Genomic DNA, 21178 nt, shown 5'->3' with positions numbered 1-21178 from the left:
CCCCCCGGGGGAGCTCGATGAAAATCCTACGTCTCGTCAAAATCCTGTTTCTCGTGCTGGTCGCCCTGGCGCTGGTTTTGCTGTTTTTCGCCAATAATGAGCCGGTGACGCTGAATCTTCTGCCCGATGCGATGGCCACGGCGATGGGGATGCGCAACACGTATACGTTGCCGCTGGTGCTGGTCGTGGTGGCGGCGCTGTTGATCGGGATCGTGGTCGGGTTCGTGTGGGAATGGCTGCGCGAGTATCGCCACCGGGCGGAGGCGCGGACCCAGCGCCGCGAGGCGCAGCGGTTGAGCCAGGAGGTCGCCACGATCAAGGGCCGGTCGCGCGACCACAAGGACGAAATCCTTGCGATCCTGGACGACGCAGACGCCGCGCGCTGAGCCTTTGTCCGACATCGCCATCAAGTTCTGCGGCCTGAGCCGCCCCGAAGATGTTGCCGCCGCCACGGCCGCGGGCGCGCGCTATATCGGCTTTGTTTTCTTCGGGAAATCGCCGCGCACCGTGTCGGTGGAGACCGCAAGTACCCTGGCCATGGATGTCGCACCCGGCATCGCGAAGGTGGCGCTTGTGGTGAACCCCGACGACGCCACGCTGGACCGGATCGTGGCGGAGGTGCCGCTGGATATGCTGCAACTTCACGGCTCCGAAACGCCCGGGCGCGTCGCGGAGATCAAGGCGCGCTACGGCCTGCCGGTGATGAAGGCCATCGGCGTGCGGGACGCGGCGGACCTGGCGGCGATCGACGCCTACAGCGACGTGGCCGACCAGTTGCTCATCGACGCCAAACCGGTCGAGGGCGCAGATTTGCCGGGCGGCAACGGGCTGGCGTTTGACTGGCGGCTTCTGGCGGGCCGTAAATACTGGACGGTGCCGTGGATGCTGGCCGGTGGCCTGACGCCGGACAATGTGGCCGAGGCCGTGCGGTTGACCGGCGCGAAACAGGTGGATGTGAGTTCCGGCGTGGAAAGCGCGCCGGGCGTGAAGGATCCGGCGCTGATGCGGGCCTTTGCCCGGGCGTTGGACTAGGCGGGCGGGCGCATAGGGTTGCATTGCGGATGCGACCGCGCCCGTGGTATCGAGCCGTCGAATTCAACACGAGGAGCCAGCCGATGCTCATCCGCCTTGCCGACCTTACCTCGCTGACCGTTCTGGATTCGGAGGGCGGCAAACATGCCGTGACCGATGTGCTGGTCGACGGCTCGCTTGCGGTGACCCATGTGCTGACCCGTCTGGGACGGTGGTTCGACCGAAGCGGTTGTGCCATCCGCGCCGACGCATTTGGGGCGCCCGACCTGGACGAGGGGGAGTGGCCGTCGCGGGTGACGGAGGGAGACATCAAGGGTGCCGGCAGCGGCCCGGTGCCGCTTCTGTGCGACCCGGACAGCGCCCCCGACCCCGCGGACGTGGCCGCCGCGGAGGGCTCAGGCCCGCTTCACAGTCTCAAGACCATCGACGAGGTGGAGGTGCGCGGCGCCGACGGTGTCAAGGCCGGCACGGTGATGGATTTCATTCTCGATACCGAGGCGCGCAAGTTGGCGATGCTGATCCTCCATGCCGGTCCATCGGGAATCGAACATCAGCGGGTCGTGCCTGCCGGAATGGTCGATACGATCGACTGGGAGGGCGGTTTCGTGACCCTTGGTTGCCCCGCCAATTCGGTCGATGAGGGGCCGGACTTGCATGAATTGGACGTGCGTGTCGAAAGCCATTGGTATAACCGCGTGCTTGCCTATTACGGCATCGGTTGACCCGCCCCTGCTGCATTTCCGCGGTGCGCCGGTGAAAGAGGAGTTGAGACCATGCCCGACGATCTATTGAACAGCTTCATGACCGGCCCCGACGACAAGGGCCGGTTCGGCGATTTCGGCGGGCGTTTCGTGTCCGAGACGCTGATGCCGTTGATCCTTGAGCTGGAGAAGCAATACGAGTTCGCCAAGACCGACGATGCGTTCTGGGCCGAGATGCACGACCTCTGGACGCATTACGTGGGCCGTCCCTCCCCGCTTTATTTCGCCGAGCGTCTGACCGAGCGTCTGGGCGGGGCAAAAATCTACCTCAAGCGCGATGAACTGAACCATACCGGCGCGCACAAGATCAACAACGTGTTGGGGCAGATCATCCTGGCCCGGCGCATGGGCAAGACGCGGATCATCGCGGAAACCGGTGCGGGCCAGCACGGCGTGGCGACCGCGACGGTCTGCGCCAAGTTCGGGTTGAAATGCGTGGTCTACATGGGGGCCACAGATGTAGAGCGGCAGGCCCCGAACGTGTTCCGCATGAAACTTCTGGGGGCCGAGGTTATTCCCGTCACCTCCGGGCGCGGCACATTGAAAGACGCGATGAACGACGCGCTGCGCGATTGGGTCACGAATGTACGCGACACGTTCTATTGCATCGGCACGGTTGCGGGTCCGCATCCTTATCCGGCGATGGTCCGCGATTTTCAGGCGATCATCGGCAAGGAAGCCAAGGACCAGATGATGGCGGCGGAGGGTCGTTTGCCGGACACGATCATCGCCGCGATTGGCGGCGGGTCGAACGCGATGGGCCTGTTCTTCCCGTTCCTCGACGACAAGGATGTGCAGATCATCGGGGTCGAGGCGGGCGGCCACGGCGTGAATGAGAAGATGGAACATTGCGCGAGCCTGACCGGCGGGCGGCCCGGCGTCCTGCACGGCAACCGGACCTATCTTCTACAAGATGATGACGGGCAGATACTCGAAGGCCATTCGATCTCTGCCGGCCTCGACTATCCCGGTATCGGGCCCGAGCATTCGTGGCTGCACGAGATCGGGCGGGCGCAATATGTCTCCATCACCGACAAGGAGGCGTTGGAGGCGTTCCAGCTCAGCTGCGAGACCGAGGGCATCATCCCGGCGCTTGAGCCGTCCCACGCGCTGGCCCATGTGGCCAAGATTGCGCCGGACCTTCCCAAGGATCACTTGGTCATCATGAACATGTGCGGTCGCGGCGACAAGGATATCTTCACCGTAGCCCGCGCGCTGGGCTGGGATATGACGGAAGCCTGAGGCCGGCCCTAGCTGTCCGGCTCCACCGCATGGGTCTGGAGGGTCTCCAGCGGAATGATCTCCAGCGCCCGGCGGTGGGTCGCGGTCAGTTTGACCGGGGGCGCGGCCCCTTCCTCGGCGGCCTGCATCCACCGGCTGGCGCAAAGGCACCAACTGTCGCCGGGTTTGAGACCCGTGAACCCGTATTCGGGGCGGGGCGTCGACAGGTCGTTCCCGACATATTTGGAAAAGGCGAGGAATTCCGCCGTGACGATGGCGCAGACCGTGTGCGATCCGCGATCCTCGGCGCAGGTTTCGCAGGATCCGTCGCGGAAGAATCCGGTCAGGGGGTCGTTTGAACATACCTCAAGTGGGTCGCCGAACACGTTGAGCGATGCGGCTTTCGTGAAGCCCATGGTCTGGTCCCTCGCTTCAGAAGCTCAGGTCGTTCAAGGGCGACGCTAGCGGAAAGGTCAGGGCGCGGAAAGACCGATCGGGCACGCGCGTCGTTACCGAAACTTGTCCACCAGCCTTTGCAGGGGATTGCGCGTATCGGGCTCCGCGCCCGGGGCGGGGTCCGGTTCCGGGGCGGATTTGGATGCGGGGGCGGGTTTGGGTGTGGAGGTGGAAGAGCGCGGCGGGGCGGTGCGCAGCGCGACCGCGTTGAGAAACCTGCCGCTGTCGCCCGTCGCCAAGTCCGGTGCGCCGTCACTGATCCCGCGTATCACATCGTCGAGCCAATCCTGATCGGCCTTGACGAAATCGCTGAGCACGTAACCCGGCACGCGATCCTTGTGCCCGGGATGGCCGACACCGAGGCGCACCCGATCGTAATGCGGGCCGATATGCTGGTGGATGGAGCGCAGACCGTTATGCCCTGCATGGCCGCCGCCCGCCTTCACGCGGACCTTGGCGGGCGCAAGGTCGATCTCGTCATGGAAAACGGTGATGTCGGGCGGCTCCAGCTTGAAGAAGCGCATCGCCTCCCCCACCGATTGACCGGACAGGTTCATGAATGTCTCGGGCTTGAGGAGCATGACCTTTTCGCTCCCGAACTTGCCCTCGCTCAACTGTCCCTGGAATTTCGAGCGCCACGGGGCGAAGCCGTGATCCGCCGCCATGCGGTCCAGCGCCATCCAGCCGATATTGTGGCGGTTCCTGGCGTATTTGGACCCGGGATTGCCCAGTCCGACCCAAAGTTGCATGGCGCGTATCCTCAAGACGACGTGCCCGTTTGATATGGGGCCATTCGCGGTTTGCCAAGGCACGGGCGCGCGTGGCAGGTTGGCGGGCGAGAGCTGGATCAGGGGCCCGACGATGAAAGACCTTCCCGACACGATGCGCGCACTGGTCCTGGAGGAGGCGGGGCAGCGCCTGGCCGTGAAGGACGTCCCGTGCCCGAGGCCCAAGCCCGGTGAGGTCGTGGTGCGCATGGCGGCGTCGCCCATCAACCCGTCGGACCTGGCGATGTTGCGAGGCGAATACGGGCTGGCCTGGCCTTATCCGCTGATCCCCGGCCTGGAAGGCTCGGGTCATGTCGTGGCGTCGGGTGGCGGCCTGATCGCGACGATGATGAAGGGAAAGAACGTCGCGGTTGCCGCGGGAAAACAGGGCGTGTGGGCCGAATATGCAGCGATCCCCGCAAACCAGGTGCTGCCCTTGCCCGCCGACATGCCGCTGGGGGTGGGCGCCAGCAGTTTCGTCAATCCACTAACGGCGATGGCGCTGGTCAGCGAGGTGCGCCGCGCCGGGCAATGGTCCGCGATCTCCACCGCGGCGGGCGGGGCGTTGGGCGCGATGATCCGCAGGCGCGCCAGGCAAAAGGGCGTGAAGATCATCAACATCGTGCGCCGTGACGCGCAGGTCGAGGATCTGAAGGCCGACGGCGCGCGCTATGTCCTGAACGAGACGGATGCGGATTTCGAGGCGCAGCTGGCCGACCTGTGCAAGGAATTACGGTGCAAGATGGCCTTCGACGCGGTGGGGGGGCAGATGACCTATGCCCTGGCCCAGGCTTTGCGGGCCGACGGGCGCATACTTGTCTATGGCGGTCTGGCGGACAAGGCGATCGCGCTGCATCCCGGCACGATGATCTTCAAGGAACTGGACGTCCGGGGCTTCTGGCTGAGCAAATGGCTGGCGCGCAAATCGGTGCCGCAGATGTTGTTGCTGACACGCGAGGTCACGAAAAGCCTGCAAGGGGGCTTTGCGGAAACCCATGTGGCTAAGGTCGTCCCGTTGGAGGAGGCCACTGATGCGCCCGCCGCCTATGCGGAGGCGATGAGCGCGGGCAAGACGCTGATCTCAACCGGGGCCTACGATCTGGGCCTGCCCGATCTCGGGTCCTAGCGCCCACAATTCGCCAAGATTGCCCCTTAACGACGCGAGCGATGAATCAGCAGATGACCGACATGGGCCCCGACAATGCCACCCTCTACCGCCTGAACGGCGTCGACCTCGGCCTGCCCGCTGGCCTTGCGACGGAGGCGATTGTCGAGAAGCTGGCCGATGGCACCTATGAGGGGGACGAGGCGCGCGCGGTGGATCGCTGTGTGCGGCCCGGCTTCCGGGTGCTGGAACTGGGCGCGGGGCTTGGCTACGTCGGCACGCTTGCCGCCAAGAAGACGGAGCCCGAGAATGTGTTGTCGGTGGAGGCGAACCCGGACCTTCTGCCGGTGATCGAGGCCAACCACGCGCGCAACAACGTGGGCGATGTCAGCGTGATGCACGGCGCGGTCGTGGGCCACGCGGAGGAGGGGGCCACGGCCAGTTTCCACATCGCAGGCGGCTTCACCGGTTCGCGGCTGGGGGCCAAGGGCGGGCGGCAGGTCGAGGTGCCGCTGATCGGGTTTCACGAGCTTCTGCGCGCTCACCGCCCCCATGTCGTCTTGATGGATGTAGAGGGGGCGGAGTCTGGATATTTCGATCGCCCCTGGAAATGCCCGCTCAGGTTCTGCGTGATGGAAATCCATCCCCGCCAATACGGGGCGGATGTGATCAAGAAGATCATCGACAGGATGAGTTCCATGGACATGACCTATGATCCGGTCACGTCACGCGGCAAGATCCTCGGCTTTCGTCGGGTCTGGAGCGAGGGAACCTAAGGCAGGACCTACGGTCCCTCCAGTTCCGAAGCATCGCAAGCACATGCCGGATCAGGCGCGTTCCACCAGGCCCGCGTAACAGCCATGACCCGCATTATGGGCGTGGATGTAGCGGATGGCGGGGTTCTCGAACATCTTGTTGATCGCGGCCGTAGCCTCGCTGCCAGGCACCACGCGGCCTTCCTCGATCTTGTCGGCGTCGTTGAACCCGCGAAGCGACAGAAGCCTGTGTGCCATCACGGGCGGGATCTCATCGACGGCCTCGTACACCTCCTGCGCGCCCTCCTTCACGTAGATCGCGTGGGTCCCGAAATAGGGTGAATTCGCCGGTTGGTAGGTGTGGTTCAGCAAGATCATCGCCTCCCCCGGTTCGGCATCGCACATCGTGATCCGGTCGGGCAGGGCGTTGGGTTGGGTGGCGATGTGGCGCTCCGCCCCGTGTTCGGCCAATGCCGGGTCGGAAAGGCCGAAGAGGTGGGCGAAGGGGGCGGGGTCGAGACCGCGGATTCGAAAGGACATGACGGCACCTATCTGATGGATTTGTTACCCTGTTCTGTGCGATGTCACCCGTAGGGCGCGACCCGGATGTTGCGGGTTCAGGCGGATGGCATCTGTTGCGTCGCGCAATGGATGCCGCCGCCCACTTCACCCAGGGGATCGACGTTCAGCATCACCACCTCGCGGTCCGGATAGAGCGCCGCGAGCGTTCGGCGGGCGGCGCGATCGGCACGACGGTCCCCGAATTGCGCCGCGATCACCCCGCCATTGCACACGTAGTAGTTCACATAGGACGCGACGAGATCGTCGGTTGTGATGCGGGTATTCCAAGGCTCGGCCAGTTCGGTCAGGCGCAGGCCCGCGTCTCGCAGGACGTCGCGGGTCTGGTAGGCGGCGACGCTGAAGGGGTCAGCCGGGTCGGCGGTTTCGGGCAGCTGAATCAGGACGCGACCCGGGGCGGTGAACCGCGCCAGCGCGTCGATATGGTAGTCGGTGATGTCATACCCGGCGAGGCCGGGCGCCCAGATCATCCGGTCCGCGCCGATGGTGGAGAGGATGCCCGTCTCCACCTCCTCCCGGGTCATACCGGGGTTGCGGTTGTCGTTTATCCAGGAGCTTTCGTGTGCCATGACGAGGCCCGCGCCGTCCTGCTCCAGTCCGCCCGCCTCTCCAACAACGGGACTGTCGATGTAGGAGAGCCCCATCCGCGCCGCCACGCGGCGGGCGATCTGGCCGTCGTGGACATGGCCCTGCTTGCCGCCCCAGCCGTTGAAGTTGAATCCCGTCACCGCGCGCCCGCCGCTGCCGTCAAGAAGGAAGACGGGGCCGGAATCCCGCGCCCAAAGGTCTTCGGTGGGGATGTCCCAGATCGTGACGTCCTGGGCCAGCAGCGTGCGGGCATCGGCCGGCATCAGCACGATCACCGGCTCGAACTCGGAAATCGTGTTGGCGATGTCGGCGATGGCGATCTGCAGGTCCCGGAGAAAGCCCGCATCCGGGTGAACCTCGCGGCTGACCGGCCATTGCATGACGGTGGCGTCGTGGCGTTCTTCCTCGGCGGGCATGTGCCATGGGCGACCCTGCGCCATTGCCGTGCCGCCCATGGCAAAACCCGCGGCCATCACACCGATGCTGGAGCGCCGTGTCATTCGCATTCCGGTCCCTTTCCCGTCCGGGTTCAGGATTTCACCGCTTTGGGACGGGCGCAAAGAAAAACGCCGCCCGGTGGATGTCCGGGCGGCGCGATGTGTCGTGTGTTCGGGGCAGAGTGGGAGCTTACTCCTCGTCGCCGCCTTCATCGACTTCGATCGCGGGCACTTCGTCGGCTGCAACCTCTTCGCCGTCATCCTCATCGTCGGATCCGCCACCCAGACCTTTCGGCGGCGAGATGTTGGCGATCACGAAGTCACGGTCGATCGTGGCTTTCGCGCCGTCCGGCAGGGAGACAGACGAGATGGTGATCGTATCGCCGATCTCCAGCCCTTCGATGTCGATGGTGATCTGCTCGGGGATGTCGCCCGCGGTCACGCGAAGCTCCACTTCCGGACGCACCATGGTCAGCGTGCCGCCCTTCTTGAGGCCGGGGCAGTTCTCTTCCCCGATCACTTCGACGGGGATGAACAGGCTGACCTTGGACGTGCGGCGCAGGCGCATGAAATCCACATGGGTCGGCAGGTCCTTGACCACGTCGCGCTGCACGTTGCGGCAGATCACGCGGACATCGTCCTGGCCGTCGACCTTCATGTTGAAGAGCGTCGACAGAAAGCGCCCGTTCTTGAGGTTCTTGAGCAGGACATTGAAGGGGATCTGGATCGGCAGCGGGTCGGCCCCACCACCGTAGACGATACCGGGCACCTTGCCTTCACGGCGTGCTTGACGAGCGGCCCCCTTGCCTGTCCCCGTCCGTGCCTCAGCGATAAGATCAGGAATCTCACCAGCCATTGCTATTCTCCTAGGTTTGGACCGCCTCCAAGGGTGTCGGTCCCGTGACATATCCCTGCGCCCCTATGCATGGGCGACAGAAGCCGCGCGTATAGGACAGGGGCGCGCGATTGAAAACCCCCCTCTTGCGTGTGCTTGCGGGCCGTGACACCGCTTGCAGCCATGTCCATCCTTTCCGCCCTTTCGCTCAGCCGCCGCCCGGTGCTCGCCTTCATGATCGTCGGCCTGTTCTGGGGCAGTTTTGCGGCGCAGGTGCCGGTCCTGAAGGCGGGGATCGGGGCCGACGACGCGCTGTTCGGCCTGATCCTGCTGGGAACATCTGCGGGCCTGGTGACGACGATGTGGCTGGCCCCGATCTTCGACCGGCGCTTCGGGCCGAATGCGATGCCGATTGCGGGCCTGATCTTCGCCGCGGCCGCGCTTGGACCGGCCCTAGCCAGCGGCCTGTTCGCGTTCTTCCTTGCGATGGTGCTGGCGGGCTATTGCTCCGGCATGCTGGACGTCGTGATGAATGCGCGGGTATCGGAATTGGAGGCGCGCAACGGGCGGTCGTTGATGAACGCCAACCACGCCATGTTCTCCGTCGCCTATGCGATCAGCGCGGTGATGACGGGCCTCGCGCGGGAAGCCGGGTGGGAGCCGTTGCAGATCTTCGCCGTGATCGCGCTGACGATTGTCGGCCTGTCCCTGACCCTGCGGATGGAAGTGGAGCCGGTGGACGACGCGGCGCGCCGCGCCAACCGCTTTCCCTGGGCCACTGTGATCCTGTGCGGTGCCATCGTCTTGATCGCCTTCTTCGTGGAGGCGACGGTGGAGGCGTGGTCGGCCCTGCATATCGAGCGCACCTTGGGCGGGCGCGCGGCGGAGGGGGCGTTGGGGCCGGCGGTTCTGGGCCTGACCATGGCGATCGGGCGGTTTTCCGGCCAGGCATTGACGGAGCGGTTTTCTGAGACGGCCATCATCGTGATCGGCAGCGGCATGGCGATCTGCGGAACGCTTGTGGCAGCCGTGGCGACGTCCCCGGCCATGGCCTATGCCGGGTTCGGTGCGATGGGGCTTGGGATCGCGGCGGTGGGCCCCGTGGGCCTGGCCATCGTGGGGCGTATGGTGCGCCCGGAGCATCGGACGGCCGCCGTGGCCCGCGCCGCTGTGATCGGGTTCATGGGCTTCGTGCTGGCGCCGTCGCTGATGGGCTTCGTATCGGGCGCGTTCGGATTGCGTTTTGCCTTTGCCAGTGTCGCGGCGGTCGCCGTGCTGGCCCCGCTTCTGGCGATCTACCTGAACCTAAACGGCGCGCGTTACTCGAAGGCGTCGTGAAACCCTTTGGGGATCAGCAGGTTGTGACGGCCCAGGTCGGCGACATTGCGTTCGCCGCATAGGCCCATGGAGGTGTCGAGTTCCTTTCGGATCACCTCCAGCGCCTCGGTCACACCCTGTTGGCCCCGCGCGCCCAGGCCATAGACAAAGGCCCGTCCGATCATCGTGCCCTTGGCCCCCAGCGCCAGCGCCTTCAACACGTCCTGCCCCGACCGGATGCCGCTGTCGAGGTGTACTTCGATCTTGTCGCCCACGGCATCCATGATGCGCGGCAACATGCGGATGGAGCTGAGTGCGCCGTCCAGCTGACGCCCGCCGTGGTTTGAGACGACGATCGCATCGGCACCGACATTCACCGCCTCTTTCGCGTCGTCTTCATCCAGAATGCCCTTCAGGATCACCGGGCCGTCCCACCAGCTGCGCAATTCCTTGATGCGCGCCCAATCGAGGCTCTGGTCGAAGGCCTGTCCGGTCCAGGAACTGAGGGAGGCGGGATCGTCGATCCCGTCGATATGGCCCACGATATTGCCGAAGAAGCGCCGCTTGGTCCCCAGCATCTCCAACCCCCAGGGCACCTTGGTCATCATGTTGGCGATGCTCTTGGGCGTCAGTTTGGGCGGGGCGGAGAGGCCGTTCTTGAGGTCCTTGTGGCGCTGCCCCAGCATTTGCAGGTCCACGGTGATGACCAACGCGGAGCATTTGGCATCCTTGGCGCGGGCGAAAAGGCGCTTCATGAAGTCGTCGTCGTTGAGCGTGTAGACCTGAAACCAGAACGGCTTCTGCGTGTGTTCGGCCACATCCTCGATCGAGCAGATGGACATGGTGGACAGCGTGAACGGCACGCCGAACCGCTCGGCGGCGCGGGCGGCCTTTATCTCTCCATCCGCGGCCTGCATGCCGGTCAGCCCCACGGGGGCGAGGGCCACGGGCATGGCGACGTCTTGCCCGATCATCTTCGACGCGGTGGAGCGGCCCGTCATGTCCCGCGCGATCCGTTGGCGCAGGCGTATCTTGCTGAAGTCGCTGGTGTTCTCCCGAAACGTCTGCTCCGTCCAGCTGCCGGTTTCGGCGTAATCGTAGAACATCTTCGGCACACGCCGTTTGTAGATCCGCTTGAGGTCCGCAATTTCGGTGATGACCGGCATGTCCACCTTCCTTCTATTGGTAAACTTTCTTTACCACTTTCGGATGGGAGCGTCCATTGCGAAAAGCCTTGCATATAATGCGATGTCGTACTATCTCCCATTTAGTACGACATCGCATTAATTATCGACGCGACTGGAAAAGGATGTATCGAGATGAACCTGACACGCAGAAAGACACTCACATTGATTGGCGGCGGCACGATCCTGGCCGCGACGGCGGCGGCGGGGTACGACGTCACACGCTTGCCGAACGACGCGCTTCGGCCCTGGGAGGCCGCCGGGGGCTACGATGATCCGCGGATGCGCGCGCTGAGCTGGGCGATCCTGTCGCCCAACCCCCACAACAGGCAGCCGTGGCAAGTGGACCTGTCCCAATCCGACACCGCGATCCTCTACGTCGATACCGCGCGGCTGTTGCCGGAGACCGATCCATTCAACCGGCAGATCACAGTGGGCCTTGGCTGCTTTCTTGAGGTCATGCGGATGGCGGCACTGGAAGACGGTCTGGCGGTGACGTTCGAGCTGTTCCCGGAGGGAAGCGATCCGGATGCGTTGGATGCGCGACCGGTGGCCGTCTGCCGCTTCGCGCCCACGCAAGACGGGCGCGATCCGCTGTTTGCGCAGGTGCCACATCGTCGCTCCAACAAGGAGCCCTATGACCTGACCCGCCCGGTGCCGAGTGACGCGCTGCAACGGATCGCCCAGGCGCCGCGCCACCATGCGATGGGGTTCACCAGCGACACCGACCGGGTCGCCCGGATGCGGGCGCAATCGCTGGAGGCCCTTCGCATCGAATTCGCAACAGAGCGCACGTTGCGCGAATCCGTGGACCTGTTCCGCATCGGCCATCGGGAGGTGAACGCCAATCCCGACGGCATCGACTTCACCGGGCCGATGTTCGAATCCATGCGCATGACGCGTCTGTTCACGCGGGAGGCCTCGATGAACCCCGACGGCATCGTCTACAGCTCTGCCGATGCCGCGTTTGCCGAGAACATGAACAGCGCCATGGCACATCTGTGGTACGTCACACCGGATAATTCACGCGCAACACAGATCCGGGCGGGGCAGGATTGGGTGCGGATCAACCTTGCCGCGACCGCCGAGGGGTTGGATCTGCAACCGCTCAGCCAAGCGCTTCAGGAATATCAAGAGATGGCGGCGATGTACGCAGAGGTTCACGCCGATCTGGCGCCGGAGGGCGGGACCGTGCAAATGTGGGCGCGGGTCGGATACGGGCCTGACGTGCCGGTCAGCCCCCGCTGGCCGTTGGAGGAGAAGATTGTCCGATAGCAACGACCCGAGGCTGTATTTCCAGCTGTTCAACGAGATCGGGATCATAGAGCAACTCAGCCGTGCCTTGTTCGAGGCGCGGCTGCCCGATGGCGTGCTGGTCTCTCACTTCTCGGTTCTCAACCACATGGTGCGGCTGGGTGACGGCAGGACGCCGCTCGACCTGTCGCGCGCCTTCCAGGTGCCCAAAACGACGATGAGCCATACACTGATGCTGCTGGAGAAGCGCGACTGGATCGAGATGCGGCCCAACCCCGATGACAAGCGGTCGAAGCAGGTCTGGCTGACGGATGCGGGGCGCGCGTTCCGGGAGGAGGCGATCGGCGCGCTGGCCGGAGAAATGGCGTGGCTGCCCGATGCGTTCAGCCCGGCGGAGGCGCAGGCGCTGCTGCCGAATCTGGAGCGGCTGCGCAAGGTGCTGGACGAGCGGCGGGGGTAGGGCGGTGCGGCCGCCCGGACGCTACCGAGATTACGCCCGATGCGCGCCGTCGGCGAGGGACCGCACAAAATCCAGAACCTCGTCCACCGGTTTGCCATCTGCAATTTCCGACACGATGGCGGACCCCACGACGCATCCATCGGCGACAGATGCGATGGCGCGCGCGGCGCCGGGCGTGCGGATGCCGAAGCCGACAATCACGGGCAGGTCCGTCTGTGCCTTGATGCGGGCGACCTCGGGTCCGACATCCGTGGCCTCGGCCGCAGCCGCCCCGGTGATCCCGGTGATGGAGACGTAATAAACGAAGCCCGACGTGTTGGTCAGGACGGCCGGCAGGCGGGCATCGTCGGTTGTGGGCGTGGCGAGGCGGATGAAGTTGAGGCCCGCATCCTGGGCGGGAATGCAAAGCTCGTTATCCTCCTCCGGCGGCAGGTCCACGACGATCAGGCCGTCGATGCCCGCCGCTTTGGCATCCTCAAGGAACGCAGCGACCCCGCGCGAATAGATCGGGTTGTAGTAACCCATCAAGACGATCGGGGTCGTGTCGTCGCCCGCGCGGAAATCGCGCGCCATCTGGAGCGTCTTTTCCAGCGTCATGCCGCCTTCCAGCGCCCGCTGGCCGGCCAATTGAATCGTCGCGCCGTCAGCCATGGGGTCGGTGAATGGCAAGCCAAGCTCGATGATGTCGACGCCCGCCTCGGGCAGGCCCTTCATCACCTCAAGCGCCGTGCCATAATCCGGATCGCCCGCCATGATGTAGGAGACGAAGGCTTTCTTCCCCTCGGCCTTGAGGCGGGCGAATGTATCGTCGATGCGGGTCATGGGGGGCTCCGTTGAGGTGGTCCGGCCTCGTTTGCGGCAAGGCGGCGCGGAAATCAATGGGGCGGGGAAATCCGGCACATCCTTCCCATTCCCTATGGAACCTTTCGGGGGGCATCCCCATTTGTCTTCCATGAACTATTTGCTCGCCATATTGCTGCCGCCGCTGTCGATCTTCCTTGCGGGTCGTCTGATCCTCGGGATCCTGATCGCGCCGGTCTGGATTCTCGCCCTGTTCTTCTCGGGCGGGTTGACCCATCCGATGTTCGTGCTTCTGGCATGGTTCATCATTTTCGAGCGGCGTCAGGCGGCGCAACGCGACTAGGCGGACGGCTTTGGGGCCGTCAGCCGCCAGAACCGAAGCGGCAGAACGATGGCCGCCACGGCCAGCCCCAGCATGTATCCCATCCATACGCCCACCGCACCGAAGCCAAGCACGAAGCCCAGAAGGTAGCTCGCTGGCAATGCCAGAGGCCAATAGGCCGCCAGCGTGATGAGCGAGGGCCAGGTGTTGTCGGACATGCCCCGCAACGCGCCCAGTGCCGTACCTTGGATGCCATCGGCCACCTGCAACAGGGCCACCATAAGGAACAGCAGCGTCGCAAGCTCCACCACCGCCGGGTCGGAGGACATGGCCTGCGCCAGCCAACGTCCGCCGAACACGAAAACCGCCGCCGCCACGATCTGCCACAGCGTCACCAGCACGAAGGACGCCTTGAGGATCGGCCTGAGCCGGGTCAGCCGCGTGCCGCCCACGGCCTGCCCCACCCGGATCGAGGCCGCCCCGGCCATCCCCAGCGGGATCATGTAGGCCACACCTGCGAGTGCGTTGACGATCTGGTGGGCGGCCAGTGCCTCCGCACCCAGCCAACCCATCATCAAGCCGATCACCGCGTAGGCCCCGCCTTCGCCGGCATAACCCAGGCAAAGCGGCAGACCCTGCTTCAGTTGGTCCCACACATCGGCCCAAGCCACCGCGACCTTCTGGCGATAGGGGGCCATGCCGGGCGCGCGCAGCAGCACAACGACCGCCGCAGCAAGGGAACAGCATTGCGACAGGATGCTGGCCAGCCCGGCCCCGAGCAGTCCGAGGTCGAGGATATGGATGAACGTGTAGTTCGCGGGCACGTTCACCACGACGCCGATATAGGACAGGCCCACCGCGACCCAGGGCCATTCCACCGCGTCGAACAGGGATTTCAGGCCGAAGAAGAGCGTGAAGGGCAGGATCCAGACAGCCATGGACACCCAGTAGGGCAGAAGGATCGCCAGAACCTCCGCCGGTTGGCCAAGCGGGCCGAGTAGCGGGTAGATCGCCAGCATCAAGAGCCCGCCGCCCCCGCCGCCAAGTGCGCACAACAGCAGACCGGAGCGGAGCGCGCGGGCCACGCGCTTCGGATCGCCCGCGCCTTCGCCCTGGCTGATCTGGACTGAGATCACGGTAATCAAACCCCAAAGCGCGGAGATCATGATGATGAGAACCGCCGTCGTGATCCCAGCCGCGGCAAGCGGCACGGTCCCGAGCGGAGAGATCATGGCCGTATCCACGACACCGATCAGAAGCGCCGCCGCAAGGCCCGCCATCAGCGGCACGGCCAGCTTGATGAGGGGCCAGATCTCGGCGCGGGTGGAATCGGCGACGGGGGGCGTGTTGATGGGCGTGGTATGGGGCGCAGTCATGGGATCACCACCGGGACGGGCCCGGCCAAAAGGTCGCTGGGGGAACGGGCGCGTTCCTCGGGTTGATAGGGGGCCTCAGCCCCGCGACGGGTGATCCATGGGTCCGGTCCTTCGGGACAATCTTGGTGGAGTTGCCGTGTAGGGGGTTTCGCGCCTCGGGTCTAGGGGCGGCGGCACGGCGCGCGCCACCTTGCCCCGACCTGTCATGGGCCGTAGAAGGCGGCTGGTTTCAGGAAAAGGACCTGCATCATGGGTTTCAAGATGGGCATCGTCGGCCTGCCGAATGTGGGCAAATCCACGCTGTTCAACGCGCTGACCAAAACGGCGGCGGCACAGGCGGCGAATTTCCCGTTCTGCACGATCGAACCCAATGTGGGGGACGTGGCCGTCCCCGATGCGCGGCTCGACAAATTGGCGGCGATCGCGGCGTCGAAGTCCATTGTACCCACGCGCATGACATTCGTGGACATCGCGGGCTTGGTGAAGGGCGCATCGAAGGGCGAAGGCCTGGGCAACCAGTTCCTCGCCAACATCCGGGAGACGGACGCGATCGCCCATGTCCTGCGCTGTTTCGAGGATGGCGACGTGACCCATGTGGATGGCCGCGTGGACCCCATTGCGGATGCGGAAACCATTGAGACGGAGCTGATGCTGGCCGATCTGGAAAGCATCGAGAAGCGCTTGCAGAACATCGTCCGCAAGGTGCGCGGCGGCGACAAGGAGGCGGTGCAGGCGCAACGCCTGATGGAGGCCGCGAAGGCCGCGCTGGATGAGGGGCGGCCCGCCCGCACGGTGGACGTGGCCGCAGAGGACGCCAAGGCGTGGTCGATGCTCCAGCTGCTGACGGCGAAACCGATCCTCTATGTTTGCAACGTGGAAGAGGAGAATGCTGGGACCGGGAACGCGCAATCCGCCCGTGTGGCCGAGATGGCCGCGGAGCAGGGCAACGCCCACGTGGTGATCTCCGCCAAGATCGAGGAAGAGATCGCGCAGCTAAGCGCCGAGGATGCGGAGATGTTCCTGCAGGAGCTCGGGCTGGAGGAGGCCGGTTTGGATCGGTTGATCCGCGCGGGTTACGCGCTGCTGAACCTGCAGACCTATTTCACGGTCGGCCCCAAGGAGGCACGCGCCTGGACCATCAAGGAGGGCACGCTCGCCCCCCAGGCCGCGGGCGTGATCCACGGCGATTTCGAGAAGGGCTTCATCCGGGCCGAGACGATTGCCTATGACGATTTTGTCGCCCTGGGCGGGGAGAACGCGGCCAAGGAGGCCGGCAAAATGCGCGCCGAGGGCAAGGGATACGTGGTGAAGGACGGGGACGTCCTGCATATCCTGCATTCGGGATAAGCGTGTTTCGAAAACTCCAGAACCTCTGCTACGCTGCCGTGACCCACTGAGCGAAAGGGAGCGGATTGTCGGAGCGGCTGGTGAATATTCGCGGCGTCGAGAAGCCGTCGGGCGCGGAACTCTACACTTGGACTGCAGTGGATGAGGCGTTCCTGACGGAGCCGAAGCTTGTCATTGCCAGGGACGGAACGCCGACGACCTTCGACCGAACGGGTCATCACATGGCGCTCGACCACAGGGGGGAGCCGATTTACGTCGTCTCTTATACTCGAAAGACGGAAACCCGGATCGTCGCCGACACGTTCTGGACCGCGCTGAGCTTTACCGTGGTTGCGTTGTTCTTGATGGTGGTCGTTTCCCTGGCGCCCTTCGAAAGCCTGGGCTGGATCGCAGTCAATTTCGAAGCCGTCCTTCTGACGCTGTTCTTTCTTAGCCTCGGCCTGATCGTCTACCGGGTGAAGAATTCCGCGATCCTGTCCATCCTACTGGGCGTCATTCCCCTGGCCTTGTTCTTTTCGCTTCTGGTCTTTGACACCATCGTGTTCGACAACCCCATCTATTCCTTGACGGGCGGCGAACGTGTCTCGGCGGATCAATTGCCGCTGGCCGAGGGCGCATCCCCAAACACCCCGCCGCTGCCGATAGATTACGGCGCCGTGGGAGAGCGGGTTCTTGGCCTTGTTGTGGAATTGTGGGGGGTGCTGATCCTTCTGATCCCGTGGAGCCTGATCGTGACCACGTTGCTCGGGATGGACGCACTCAAAGGCGCGTTGACGCTGCTGCGCGATACTTTGTCCAAGAAAGACGATGATACGGCGACCTGAGTCCCGTCGGGACGCGCATAACCGCAGCCCCCGGGGAAGCTGCGGCAACGGGTCTTTGGGCGCGCTTGCGCTTCGCCCTTACCGCCCGTGGGCCGTCACGAGCGCTTGGGGACCGGCATTCACGATGGTCTGGTAGCGGAAGCGGATCGCATCGATGTTGCGGACCGGGCCGCGCAGGTTGAACCAGCCCGTGCAATTGCCAGGCGTCACGATGCGACGGACGTTGAGGTCCTGGCTGCCGCCGAGGGCGAAACGCACGTCGACGTCACCGAAATGCACGGCGCGGTTCACCACGCAAAACCGCACCTCGCGGAACAGCGCGGGTCCGGGGACGCTGATGACGTCGATATCGCTGGTATCGGCCGCGACGCGGGCACCAAGGAAGGTGTTGGCCGAGGCCGGTAGCGCGGCAGACGCGGCGACGGCGATCAGGACAAGGGCTTTGATGTTCAGTTTCATGGCTAATTTTCCTTTGGGTTCTGAAAAGTCTTTGGTTTGAAATAATCAACTTGCTGTCGATGTAAGGTCACACGGGCGCAGGCCGCATTTCCGTCGCGGTTTTTCGGGTGCGCGCCGTGTGTTCTTTCCAACACTTTGGAATACATGCAGAAATTTCTGGAAATTTCTGTGACCGATCGGCGGCGCGCGCGTTCAGGTTCCGTGATCTGCGCCATCACATTCCCTGAATTGCCAAGGCCGCCCGGATAAGGTGAGGTGCGCCGTCGGGCGCATCCGCCGCCCAACCGCAATACGAAGGCCGGCCCATGGCGCATCCCACGACCAATGATGACACGCCGGCCGGGTTTGCCTATGCCGTCAGCGCCTACGTCCTCTGGGGTGGCTTGCCGATCTACCTCAAGGCCCTGTCCCATGTCCCGGCCATGGAGGTCGTGGCCCACCGTGTGCTGTGGTCCTTGCCAATCATCGGGCTGCTGATCTGGATCACGGGACGGACCGACGACCTGAAAACGGCCATCCGCTCCTCCGCGATGCTGGGCATGGCGGCGGTGACGGCGGCGTTCATCTCGATCAATTGGGGGGTCTATATCTGGGCGATCGCGAATGATCGGGCACTGGACGGGGCGCTGGGGTATTACATCAACCCGCTCTTCTCAATCTTCCTGGGCGCAGTGTTGTTGGGCGAACGGCTCAGCCCGTTGCAATGGGGCGCCGTGGCGCTGGCCGCGCTTGCCGTGCTGGTTCTGACGGTGGAAGAGGGGCGGCTGCCCTGGGTGGCGCTGGCCCTGATGCTCAGTTGGGGCGGCTACGCGTTTTGCAAGCGCCGTCTGCCCATCGGCCCGAACCAGGGCTTCTTTCTCGAGGTCGCGATCCTGTGCCTTCCCGCCCTGGTCTACGTGGCGTGGCTTGGAGCGACCGGGCAGGGCGCATTCTTGCGTGGCGCGGCGTTGGACACCTGGCTTCTGATCGGATGCGGCCTGGTCACGGCGATACCCCTGATCCTCTACGTCAACGGCGCGAAGCTTCTGCGGTTGAGCACCATCGGCATCCTGCAATATATCGCGCCGACCCTGATCTTCCTGGTCGCTGTCTTCCTTTTCGAGGAACCTTTCGGCCCCGCGCGCATGATCGCCTTCCCGATGATTTGGGGCGCCTTGGTGCTCTATTCCATCGCACTGTTCCGGCAATCGCGTCGCTGAGGGATCGGAATGCCGCGCAGGGGTACAACACCCCGCGCTCAAAGCGCCCGCGAAGGTTTCCACTTGCCCGCCCCGCCCGCCTTCCCTAAACGAGTCGGCGGAGACGTGGCCGAGTGGTCGAAGGCGCTCCCCTGCTAAGGGAGTAGGCGGGAAACCGTCTCGAGGGTTCGAATCCCTTCGTCTCCGCCATTTTTCTCAAGATCACCATCTCGCAACCGGCTGATAGTAGTGTAAAATTCGGCGTTATCGCGCTGGTAGCGGCTCCCGGTCCGCTTGAATTTCTGCACATTTTGCTACACAATTTGCTGCACAAACGCGGGATTTCTCCGTCATGGGCATTGCAAAGAGAGGCCGTCTTTACCACCTCCGCCGCCGCGTTCCGCGCCGGTATCGTGATGTTGAGCCACGCGAAACTGTCTGGATCAGCTTGCACACCGACTCTGAGACCGTCGCCCGCAGCAAGGCGGATCGCGCGTGGAGCCAGATGATTGAGGCGTGGGAAGCACGGTTGGCTGGCGACAGTTACGACGCGGAGGCCCGCTACGAAGCTGCTCGTGATCTCGCCCGGGCGCGGGGCTTTCGGTATCTGGATGCCGGTGCGGTGGCGAAGTTGCCCGTGGAGGACGTCGTCGAGCGCGTCGAGGCAATCCCAGCGCCCGCAACCCAGCCTGATGGCATCGAGGCCGCCGCCCTGCTCGGCACGGTCCCGGCGCCCCGCATAACGGTCACCAAAGCGCTGGAACTCTACTGGACGTTGGCGCGCGAAAAAACCTTCGGCAAGAGCGAAGACCAGCTGCGCCGCTGGGAAGCGCCCCGCAAGAAGGCGGTGAAGAACTTCGTCGTGGTCGTCGGCGACAAGGAAATCGCCAACATCACCCGCGACGACATGCTGGACTTCCGCCAGCACTGGCTCGACCGGATCGAGGCGGGCGAGGTCACTGCGAACTCGGCGAACAAGGATCTGATCCATCTCGGCGACGTGCTGAAGACCGTGAACACGATGAGGCGCCTTGGCCTGTCGCTGCCGTTCGGCGAGTTGTCGTTCAAGGAGGGCGAGAAGCTGACGCGCCCGCCGTTCAGTGAAGACTGGATTAAGACGCGCCTGCTCGCGCCAGGCGCGCTGGACGGTTTGAATGGCCAAGCGCGCGCTTTGCTGATGGGAATGATCAACACCGGCTACCGGCCCTCCGAGGGCGCGGCGTTGACGGCCGAGACAATCCGGCTCGATTGCGACGTGCCGCACATCTCCATTGAACCCGAAGGACGGCAATTGAAGAGCCACTACGCGCGTCGTGTCATTCCGCTGACCGGTGTCTCGCTCAATGCCTTCGAGCAGTATCCCGAGGGCTTTCCACGTTACCGCAACCGAGCAACACTCAGCGCGGTCGTGAACAAGTTTCTCCGCGCGAACGGCCTGCTCGAGACCCCTCGCCATTCGATGTATTCCCTGCGCCACGCCTTCGAGGACCGCATGCTTGCCGCCGGGATCGACGACCGTATCCGCCGCGACCTCTTCGGTCACCGGCTTGACCGCGAACGATACGGCAAAGGGGCTTCCTTGGAACAGGTCGCCGAGTTGGTCGGACGCATCGCCTTTTGAGTGAGGAGCGCCCGCGCCCGGCGCTGCGCCTCCGACAGCCGCCTCTCCTTCTTTACGGCCACGTCCAATTCTGCTTCCAGCCGCTCGAAGATCGGCGTGAAGCCCGGGTCATCTGCGACCAGAGCGGCAATCTTCATCAATGCCGCCTCGATCCGCGCCGCGTCGACCGTCTGGGATGGGCGGGTCTGCTGCTGCGAATGGCGAGACACTGTCATGCCGAGGAGCATGGGCCAGAGCGTTGGACTTGTGCAGAGCATCAAACCGACGCTCGCAATACGGCTTGCCGCAGCGTGCAAATCGGACAGTGAGATTGTCGTCCACATCGACGTATCGTCTTGTGCTTGATTGCCGGCAGTCGCGATTCAAGTTGATTTGATGCCCCTCGAATCGGGTCGGTCCGGATGGCTGCGTCGACGCATTGGCGGCATGATGAAATTGCCTTGATGGGCGGTATGCGAGAGCCGTCAGGAGCAACGAAAGGGGATGGCAAGATAAAGCG

25 protein-coding genes and 1 tRNA gene are annotated in these 21178 nt (G+C 64.3%); 15 read left to right on the top strand and 11 right to left on the bottom strand.

The window, feature by feature from the left end:
* Positions 1-17: 17 nt before the first annotated feature.
* From KUW62_RS13515 to trpB, 4 genes are all read left to right on the top strand, one after another.
* Positions 18-386 carry a LapA family protein gene (locus tag KUW62_RS13515; protein WP_224815992.1) on the top strand — a complete coding sequence of 123 codons (369 nt, stop codon included), beginning with the start codon at positions 18-20 and terminating at the stop codon, positions 384-386.
* Positions 387-390: 4 nt separating this feature from the next.
* Positions 391-1032, top strand: a complete 642-nt coding sequence (locus KUW62_RS13510) for a phosphoribosylanthranilate isomerase (protein WP_224817119.1) — start codon at positions 391-393, stop codon at positions 1030-1032.
* Positions 1033-1115: 83 nt separating this feature from the next.
* Entirely contained in the window at positions 1116-1754 is a 639-nt protein-coding gene (locus KUW62_RS13505) for a PRC-barrel domain-containing protein (protein ID WP_224815991.1), read from the top strand.
* A gap of 51 nt (positions 1755-1805) precedes the next feature.
* On the top strand, positions 1806-3035 hold the full coding sequence (gene trpB / locus KUW62_RS13500; protein WP_224815990.1) for a tryptophan synthase subunit beta: 1230 nt from the start codon (positions 1806-1808) through the stop codon (positions 3033-3035).
* Positions 3036-3043: 8 nt separating this feature from the next.
* Here trpB and KUW62_RS13495 read toward each other — a convergent pair whose 3' ends face one another.
* Positions 3044-3430 (bottom strand): DUF2237 family protein, encoded by a 387-nt coding sequence (locus KUW62_RS13495; RefSeq protein WP_224815989.1) that lies wholly within the window; start codon positions 3428-3430, stop codon positions 3044-3046.
* A 93-nt stretch (positions 3431-3523) separates the two neighbouring features.
* Positions 3524-4219, bottom strand: a complete 696-nt coding sequence (gene pth / locus KUW62_RS13490; protein ID WP_224815988.1) for an aminoacyl-tRNA hydrolase — start codon at positions 4217-4219, stop codon at positions 3524-3526.
* 112 nt (positions 4220-4331) lie between these two features.
* On the opposite strand from pth, the gene KUW62_RS13485 reads away from it, so the two are divergent.
* Together KUW62_RS13485 and KUW62_RS13480 are read left to right on the top strand one after the other, a co-directional pair.
* Complete coding sequence (locus KUW62_RS13485) at positions 4332-5363, top strand: zinc-binding dehydrogenase (RefSeq protein ID WP_224815987.1); 1032 nt, start codon at positions 4332-4334, stop codon at positions 5361-5363.
* Between the two features lie 41 nt (positions 5364-5404).
* Positions 5405-6118 (top strand): FkbM family methyltransferase, encoded by a 714-nt coding sequence (locus KUW62_RS13480; RefSeq protein WP_224815986.1) that lies wholly within the window; start codon positions 5405-5407, stop codon positions 6116-6118.
* A gap of 51 nt (positions 6119-6169) precedes the next feature.
* Here the strand turns inward: KUW62_RS13480 and KUW62_RS13475 are convergent, their stop codons facing one another.
* From KUW62_RS13475 to KUW62_RS13465, 3 genes are all read right to left on the bottom strand, one after another.
* Positions 6170-6637, bottom strand: a complete 468-nt coding sequence (locus KUW62_RS13475; protein WP_224815985.1) for a DUF1203 domain-containing protein — start codon at positions 6635-6637, stop codon at positions 6170-6172.
* A 77-nt stretch (positions 6638-6714) separates the two neighbouring features.
* Positions 6715-7764 carry an agmatine deiminase family protein gene (locus KUW62_RS13470; RefSeq protein WP_224815984.1) on the bottom strand — a complete coding sequence of 350 codons (1050 nt, stop codon included), beginning with the start codon at positions 7762-7764 and terminating at the stop codon, positions 6715-6717.
* A 127-nt stretch (positions 7765-7891) separates the two neighbouring features.
* Positions 7892-8557, bottom strand: a complete 666-nt coding sequence (locus KUW62_RS13465; RefSeq protein WP_224815983.1) for a 50S ribosomal protein L25/general stress protein Ctc — start codon at positions 8555-8557, stop codon at positions 7892-7894.
* A gap of 162 nt (positions 8558-8719) precedes the next feature.
* Here KUW62_RS13465 and KUW62_RS13460 point away from each other — a divergent pair, with 162 nt between their 5' ends.
* Positions 8720-9874, top strand: a complete 1155-nt coding sequence (locus KUW62_RS13460) for an MFS transporter (protein WP_224815982.1) — start codon at positions 8720-8722, stop codon at positions 9872-9874.
* Here KUW62_RS13460 and KUW62_RS13455 read toward each other — a convergent pair.
* Complete coding sequence (locus KUW62_RS13455; protein ID WP_224815981.1) at positions 9856-11019, bottom strand: alpha-hydroxy acid oxidase; 1164 nt, start codon at positions 11017-11019, stop codon at positions 9856-9858. The two genes, KUW62_RS13460 and KUW62_RS13455, sit on opposite strands and share 19 nt — an antisense overlap.
* A 153-nt stretch (positions 11020-11172) precedes the next feature.
* Here KUW62_RS13455 and KUW62_RS13450 point away from each other — a divergent pair, with 153 nt between their 5' ends.
* Together KUW62_RS13450 and KUW62_RS13445 are read left to right on the top strand one after the other, a co-directional pair.
* A complete protein-coding gene (locus tag KUW62_RS13450) occupies positions 11173-12312 on the top strand; it encodes a twin-arginine translocation pathway signal protein (protein WP_224815980.1) in 1140 nt (379 codons plus the stop codon).
* Positions 12302-12751 carry a MarR family winged helix-turn-helix transcriptional regulator gene (locus tag KUW62_RS13445; RefSeq protein ID WP_224815979.1) on the top strand — a complete coding sequence of 150 codons (450 nt, stop codon included), beginning with the start codon at positions 12302-12304 and terminating at the stop codon, positions 12749-12751. The genes KUW62_RS13450 and KUW62_RS13445 overlap by 11 nt, the downstream gene beginning before the upstream one ends.
* 30 nt (positions 12752-12781) lie before the next feature.
* On the opposite strand, the gene trpA is transcribed toward KUW62_RS13445, so the two are convergent.
* The gene (trpA, locus tag KUW62_RS13440) at positions 12782-13573 is read right to left on the bottom strand and encodes a tryptophan synthase subunit alpha (RefSeq protein WP_224815978.1); all 792 of its coding nucleotides are present in this window, start codon (positions 13571-13573) and stop codon (positions 12782-12784) included.
* A gap of 130 nt (positions 13574-13703) precedes the next feature.
* Between trpA and KUW62_RS13435 the strand changes: the two genes are divergently transcribed.
* Positions 13704-13895 (top strand): hypothetical protein, encoded by a 192-nt coding sequence (locus KUW62_RS13435; protein WP_224815977.1) that lies wholly within the window; start codon positions 13704-13706, stop codon positions 13893-13895.
* Here KUW62_RS13435 and KUW62_RS13430 read toward each other — a convergent pair.
* Positions 13892-15250 carry an MATE family efflux transporter gene (locus tag KUW62_RS13430; protein ID WP_224815976.1) on the bottom strand — a complete coding sequence of 453 codons (1359 nt, stop codon included), beginning with the start codon at positions 15248-15250 and terminating at the stop codon, positions 13892-13894. The genes KUW62_RS13435 and KUW62_RS13430 overlap by 4 nt on opposite strands.
* A gap of 249 nt (positions 15251-15499) precedes the next feature.
* Between KUW62_RS13430 and ychF the strand changes: the two genes are divergently transcribed.
* Together ychF and KUW62_RS13420 are read left to right on the top strand one after the other, a co-directional pair.
* Positions 15500-16597 carry a redox-regulated ATPase YchF gene (gene ychF / locus KUW62_RS13425; protein ID WP_224815975.1) on the top strand — a complete coding sequence of 366 codons (1098 nt, stop codon included), beginning with the start codon at positions 15500-15502 and terminating at the stop codon, positions 16595-16597.
* A gap of 80 nt (positions 16598-16677) precedes the next feature.
* Complete coding sequence (locus KUW62_RS13420) at positions 16678-17421, top strand: hypothetical protein (protein WP_224815974.1); 744 nt, start codon at positions 16678-16680, stop codon at positions 17419-17421.
* Positions 17422-17499: 78 nt separating this feature from the next.
* Here KUW62_RS13420 and KUW62_RS13415 read toward each other — a convergent pair whose 3' ends face one another.
* Together KUW62_RS13415 and KUW62_RS13410 are read right to left on the bottom strand one after the other, a co-directional pair.
* Positions 17500-17880 carry a DUF2541 family protein gene (locus tag KUW62_RS13415; RefSeq protein ID WP_224815973.1) on the bottom strand — a complete coding sequence of 127 codons (381 nt, stop codon included), beginning with the start codon at positions 17878-17880 and terminating at the stop codon, positions 17500-17502.
* Between the two features lie 2 nt (positions 17881-17882).
* Positions 17883-18095 (bottom strand): hypothetical protein, encoded by a 213-nt coding sequence (locus KUW62_RS13410; RefSeq protein ID WP_224815972.1) that lies wholly within the window; start codon positions 18093-18095, stop codon positions 17883-17885.
* Positions 18096-18185: 90 nt separating this feature from the next.
* On the opposite strand from KUW62_RS13410, the gene rarD reads away from it, so the two are divergent.
* The 3 genes from rarD to KUW62_RS13395 all read left to right on the top strand — a co-directional run bounded on the left by rarD (position 18186) and on the right by KUW62_RS13395 (position 20679).
* A complete protein-coding gene (rarD, locus tag KUW62_RS13405) occupies positions 18186-19079 on the top strand; it encodes an EamA family transporter RarD (RefSeq protein WP_224815971.1) in 894 nt (297 codons plus the stop codon).
* A 99-nt stretch (positions 19080-19178) separates the two neighbouring features.
* Positions 19179-19268 (top strand) — tRNA-Ser (locus KUW62_RS13400).
* 142 nt (positions 19269-19410) lie between these two features.
* A complete protein-coding gene (locus tag KUW62_RS13395; protein WP_224815970.1) occupies positions 19411-20679 on the top strand; it encodes a DUF6538 domain-containing protein in 1269 nt (422 codons plus the stop codon).
* On the opposite strand, the gene KUW62_RS13390 is transcribed toward KUW62_RS13395, so the two are convergent.
* Positions 20598-20906, bottom strand: a complete 309-nt coding sequence (locus tag KUW62_RS13390; RefSeq protein ID WP_224815969.1) for a hypothetical protein — start codon at positions 20904-20906, stop codon at positions 20598-20600. The two genes, KUW62_RS13395 and KUW62_RS13390, sit on opposite strands and share 82 nt — an antisense overlap.
* Positions 20907-21178 lie beyond the last annotated feature (272 nt).

It is taken from the genome of Hasllibacter sp. MH4015 (genome assembly GCF_020177575.1).
GTDB lineage: Bacteria > Pseudomonadota > Alphaproteobacteria > Rhodobacterales > Rhodobacteraceae > Gymnodinialimonas.
Note: the sequence above shows the minus strand (reverse complement) of the source record. Positions and strands in the feature narration are given on the sequence as shown.

Bases quoted from the DNA above. Each gene is read 5' to 3' on its own strand.
- KUW62_RS13515 (WP_224815992.1), top strand. From the start codon at position 18: ATGAAAATCCTACGTCTCGTCAAAATCCTGTTTCTCGTGCTGGTCGCC.
- KUW62_RS13505 (WP_224815991.1), top strand. From the start codon at position 1,116: ATGCTCATCCGCCTTGCCGACCTTACCTCGCTGACCGTTCTGGATTCG.
- trpB (WP_224815990.1), top strand. From the start codon at position 1,806: ATGCCCGACGATCTATTGAACAGCTTCATGACCGGCCCCGACGACAAG.
- KUW62_RS13495 (WP_224815989.1), bottom strand. From the start codon at position 3,430: ATGGGCTTCACGAAAGCCGCATCGCTCAACGTGTTCGGCGACCCACTT.
- pth (WP_224815988.1), bottom strand. From the start codon at position 4,219: ATGCAACTTTGGGTCGGACTGGGCAATCCCGGGTCCAAATACGCCAGG.
- KUW62_RS13485 (WP_224815987.1), top strand. From the start codon at position 4,332: ATGAAAGACCTTCCCGACACGATGCGCGCACTGGTCCTGGAGGAGGCG.
- KUW62_RS13480 (WP_224815986.1), top strand. From the start codon at position 5,405: ATGAATCAGCAGATGACCGACATGGGCCCCGACAATGCCACCCTCTAC.
- KUW62_RS13475 (WP_224815985.1), bottom strand. From the start codon at position 6,637: ATGTCCTTTCGAATCCGCGGTCTCGACCCCGCCCCCTTCGCCCACCTC.
- KUW62_RS13470 (WP_224815984.1), bottom strand. From the start codon at position 7,764: ATGACACGGCGCTCCAGCATCGGTGTGATGGCCGCGGGTTTTGCCATG.
- KUW62_RS13465 (WP_224815983.1), bottom strand. From the start codon at position 8,557: ATGGCTGGTGAGATTCCTGATCTTATCGCTGAGGCACGGACGGGGACA.
- KUW62_RS13460 (WP_224815982.1), top strand. From the start codon at position 8,720: ATGTCCATCCTTTCCGCCCTTTCGCTCAGCCGCCGCCCGGTGCTCGCC.
- KUW62_RS13455 (WP_224815981.1), bottom strand. From the start codon at position 11,019: ATGCCGGTCATCACCGAAATTGCGGACCTCAAGCGGATCTACAAACGG.
- KUW62_RS13450 (WP_224815980.1), top strand. From the start codon at position 11,173: ATGAACCTGACACGCAGAAAGACACTCACATTGATTGGCGGCGGCACG.
- trpA (WP_224815978.1), bottom strand. From the start codon at position 13,573: ATGACCCGCATCGACGATACATTCGCCCGCCTCAAGGCCGAGGGGAAG.
- KUW62_RS13435 (WP_224815977.1), top strand. From the start codon at position 13,704: ATGAACTATTTGCTCGCCATATTGCTGCCGCCGCTGTCGATCTTCCTT.
- KUW62_RS13430 (WP_224815976.1), bottom strand. From the start codon at position 15,250: ATGACTGCGCCCCATACCACGCCCATCAACACGCCCCCCGTCGCCGAT.
- ychF (WP_224815975.1), top strand. From the start codon at position 15,500: ATGGGTTTCAAGATGGGCATCGTCGGCCTGCCGAATGTGGGCAAATCC.
- KUW62_RS13415 (WP_224815973.1), bottom strand. From the start codon at position 17,880: ATGAAACTGAACATCAAAGCCCTTGTCCTGATCGCCGTCGCCGCGTCT.
- KUW62_RS13410 (WP_224815972.1), bottom strand. From the start codon at position 18,095: ATGGCGCAGATCACGGAACCTGAACGCGCGCGCCGCCGATCGGTCACA.
- rarD (WP_224815971.1), top strand. From the start codon at position 18,186: ATGGCGCATCCCACGACCAATGATGACACGCCGGCCGGGTTTGCCTAT.
- KUW62_RS13395 (WP_224815970.1), top strand. From the start codon at position 19,411: ATGGGCATTGCAAAGAGAGGCCGTCTTTACCACCTCCGCCGCCGCGTT.
- KUW62_RS13390 (WP_224815969.1), bottom strand. From the start codon at position 20,906: ATGCTCCTCGGCATGACAGTGTCTCGCCATTCGCAGCAGCAGACCCGC.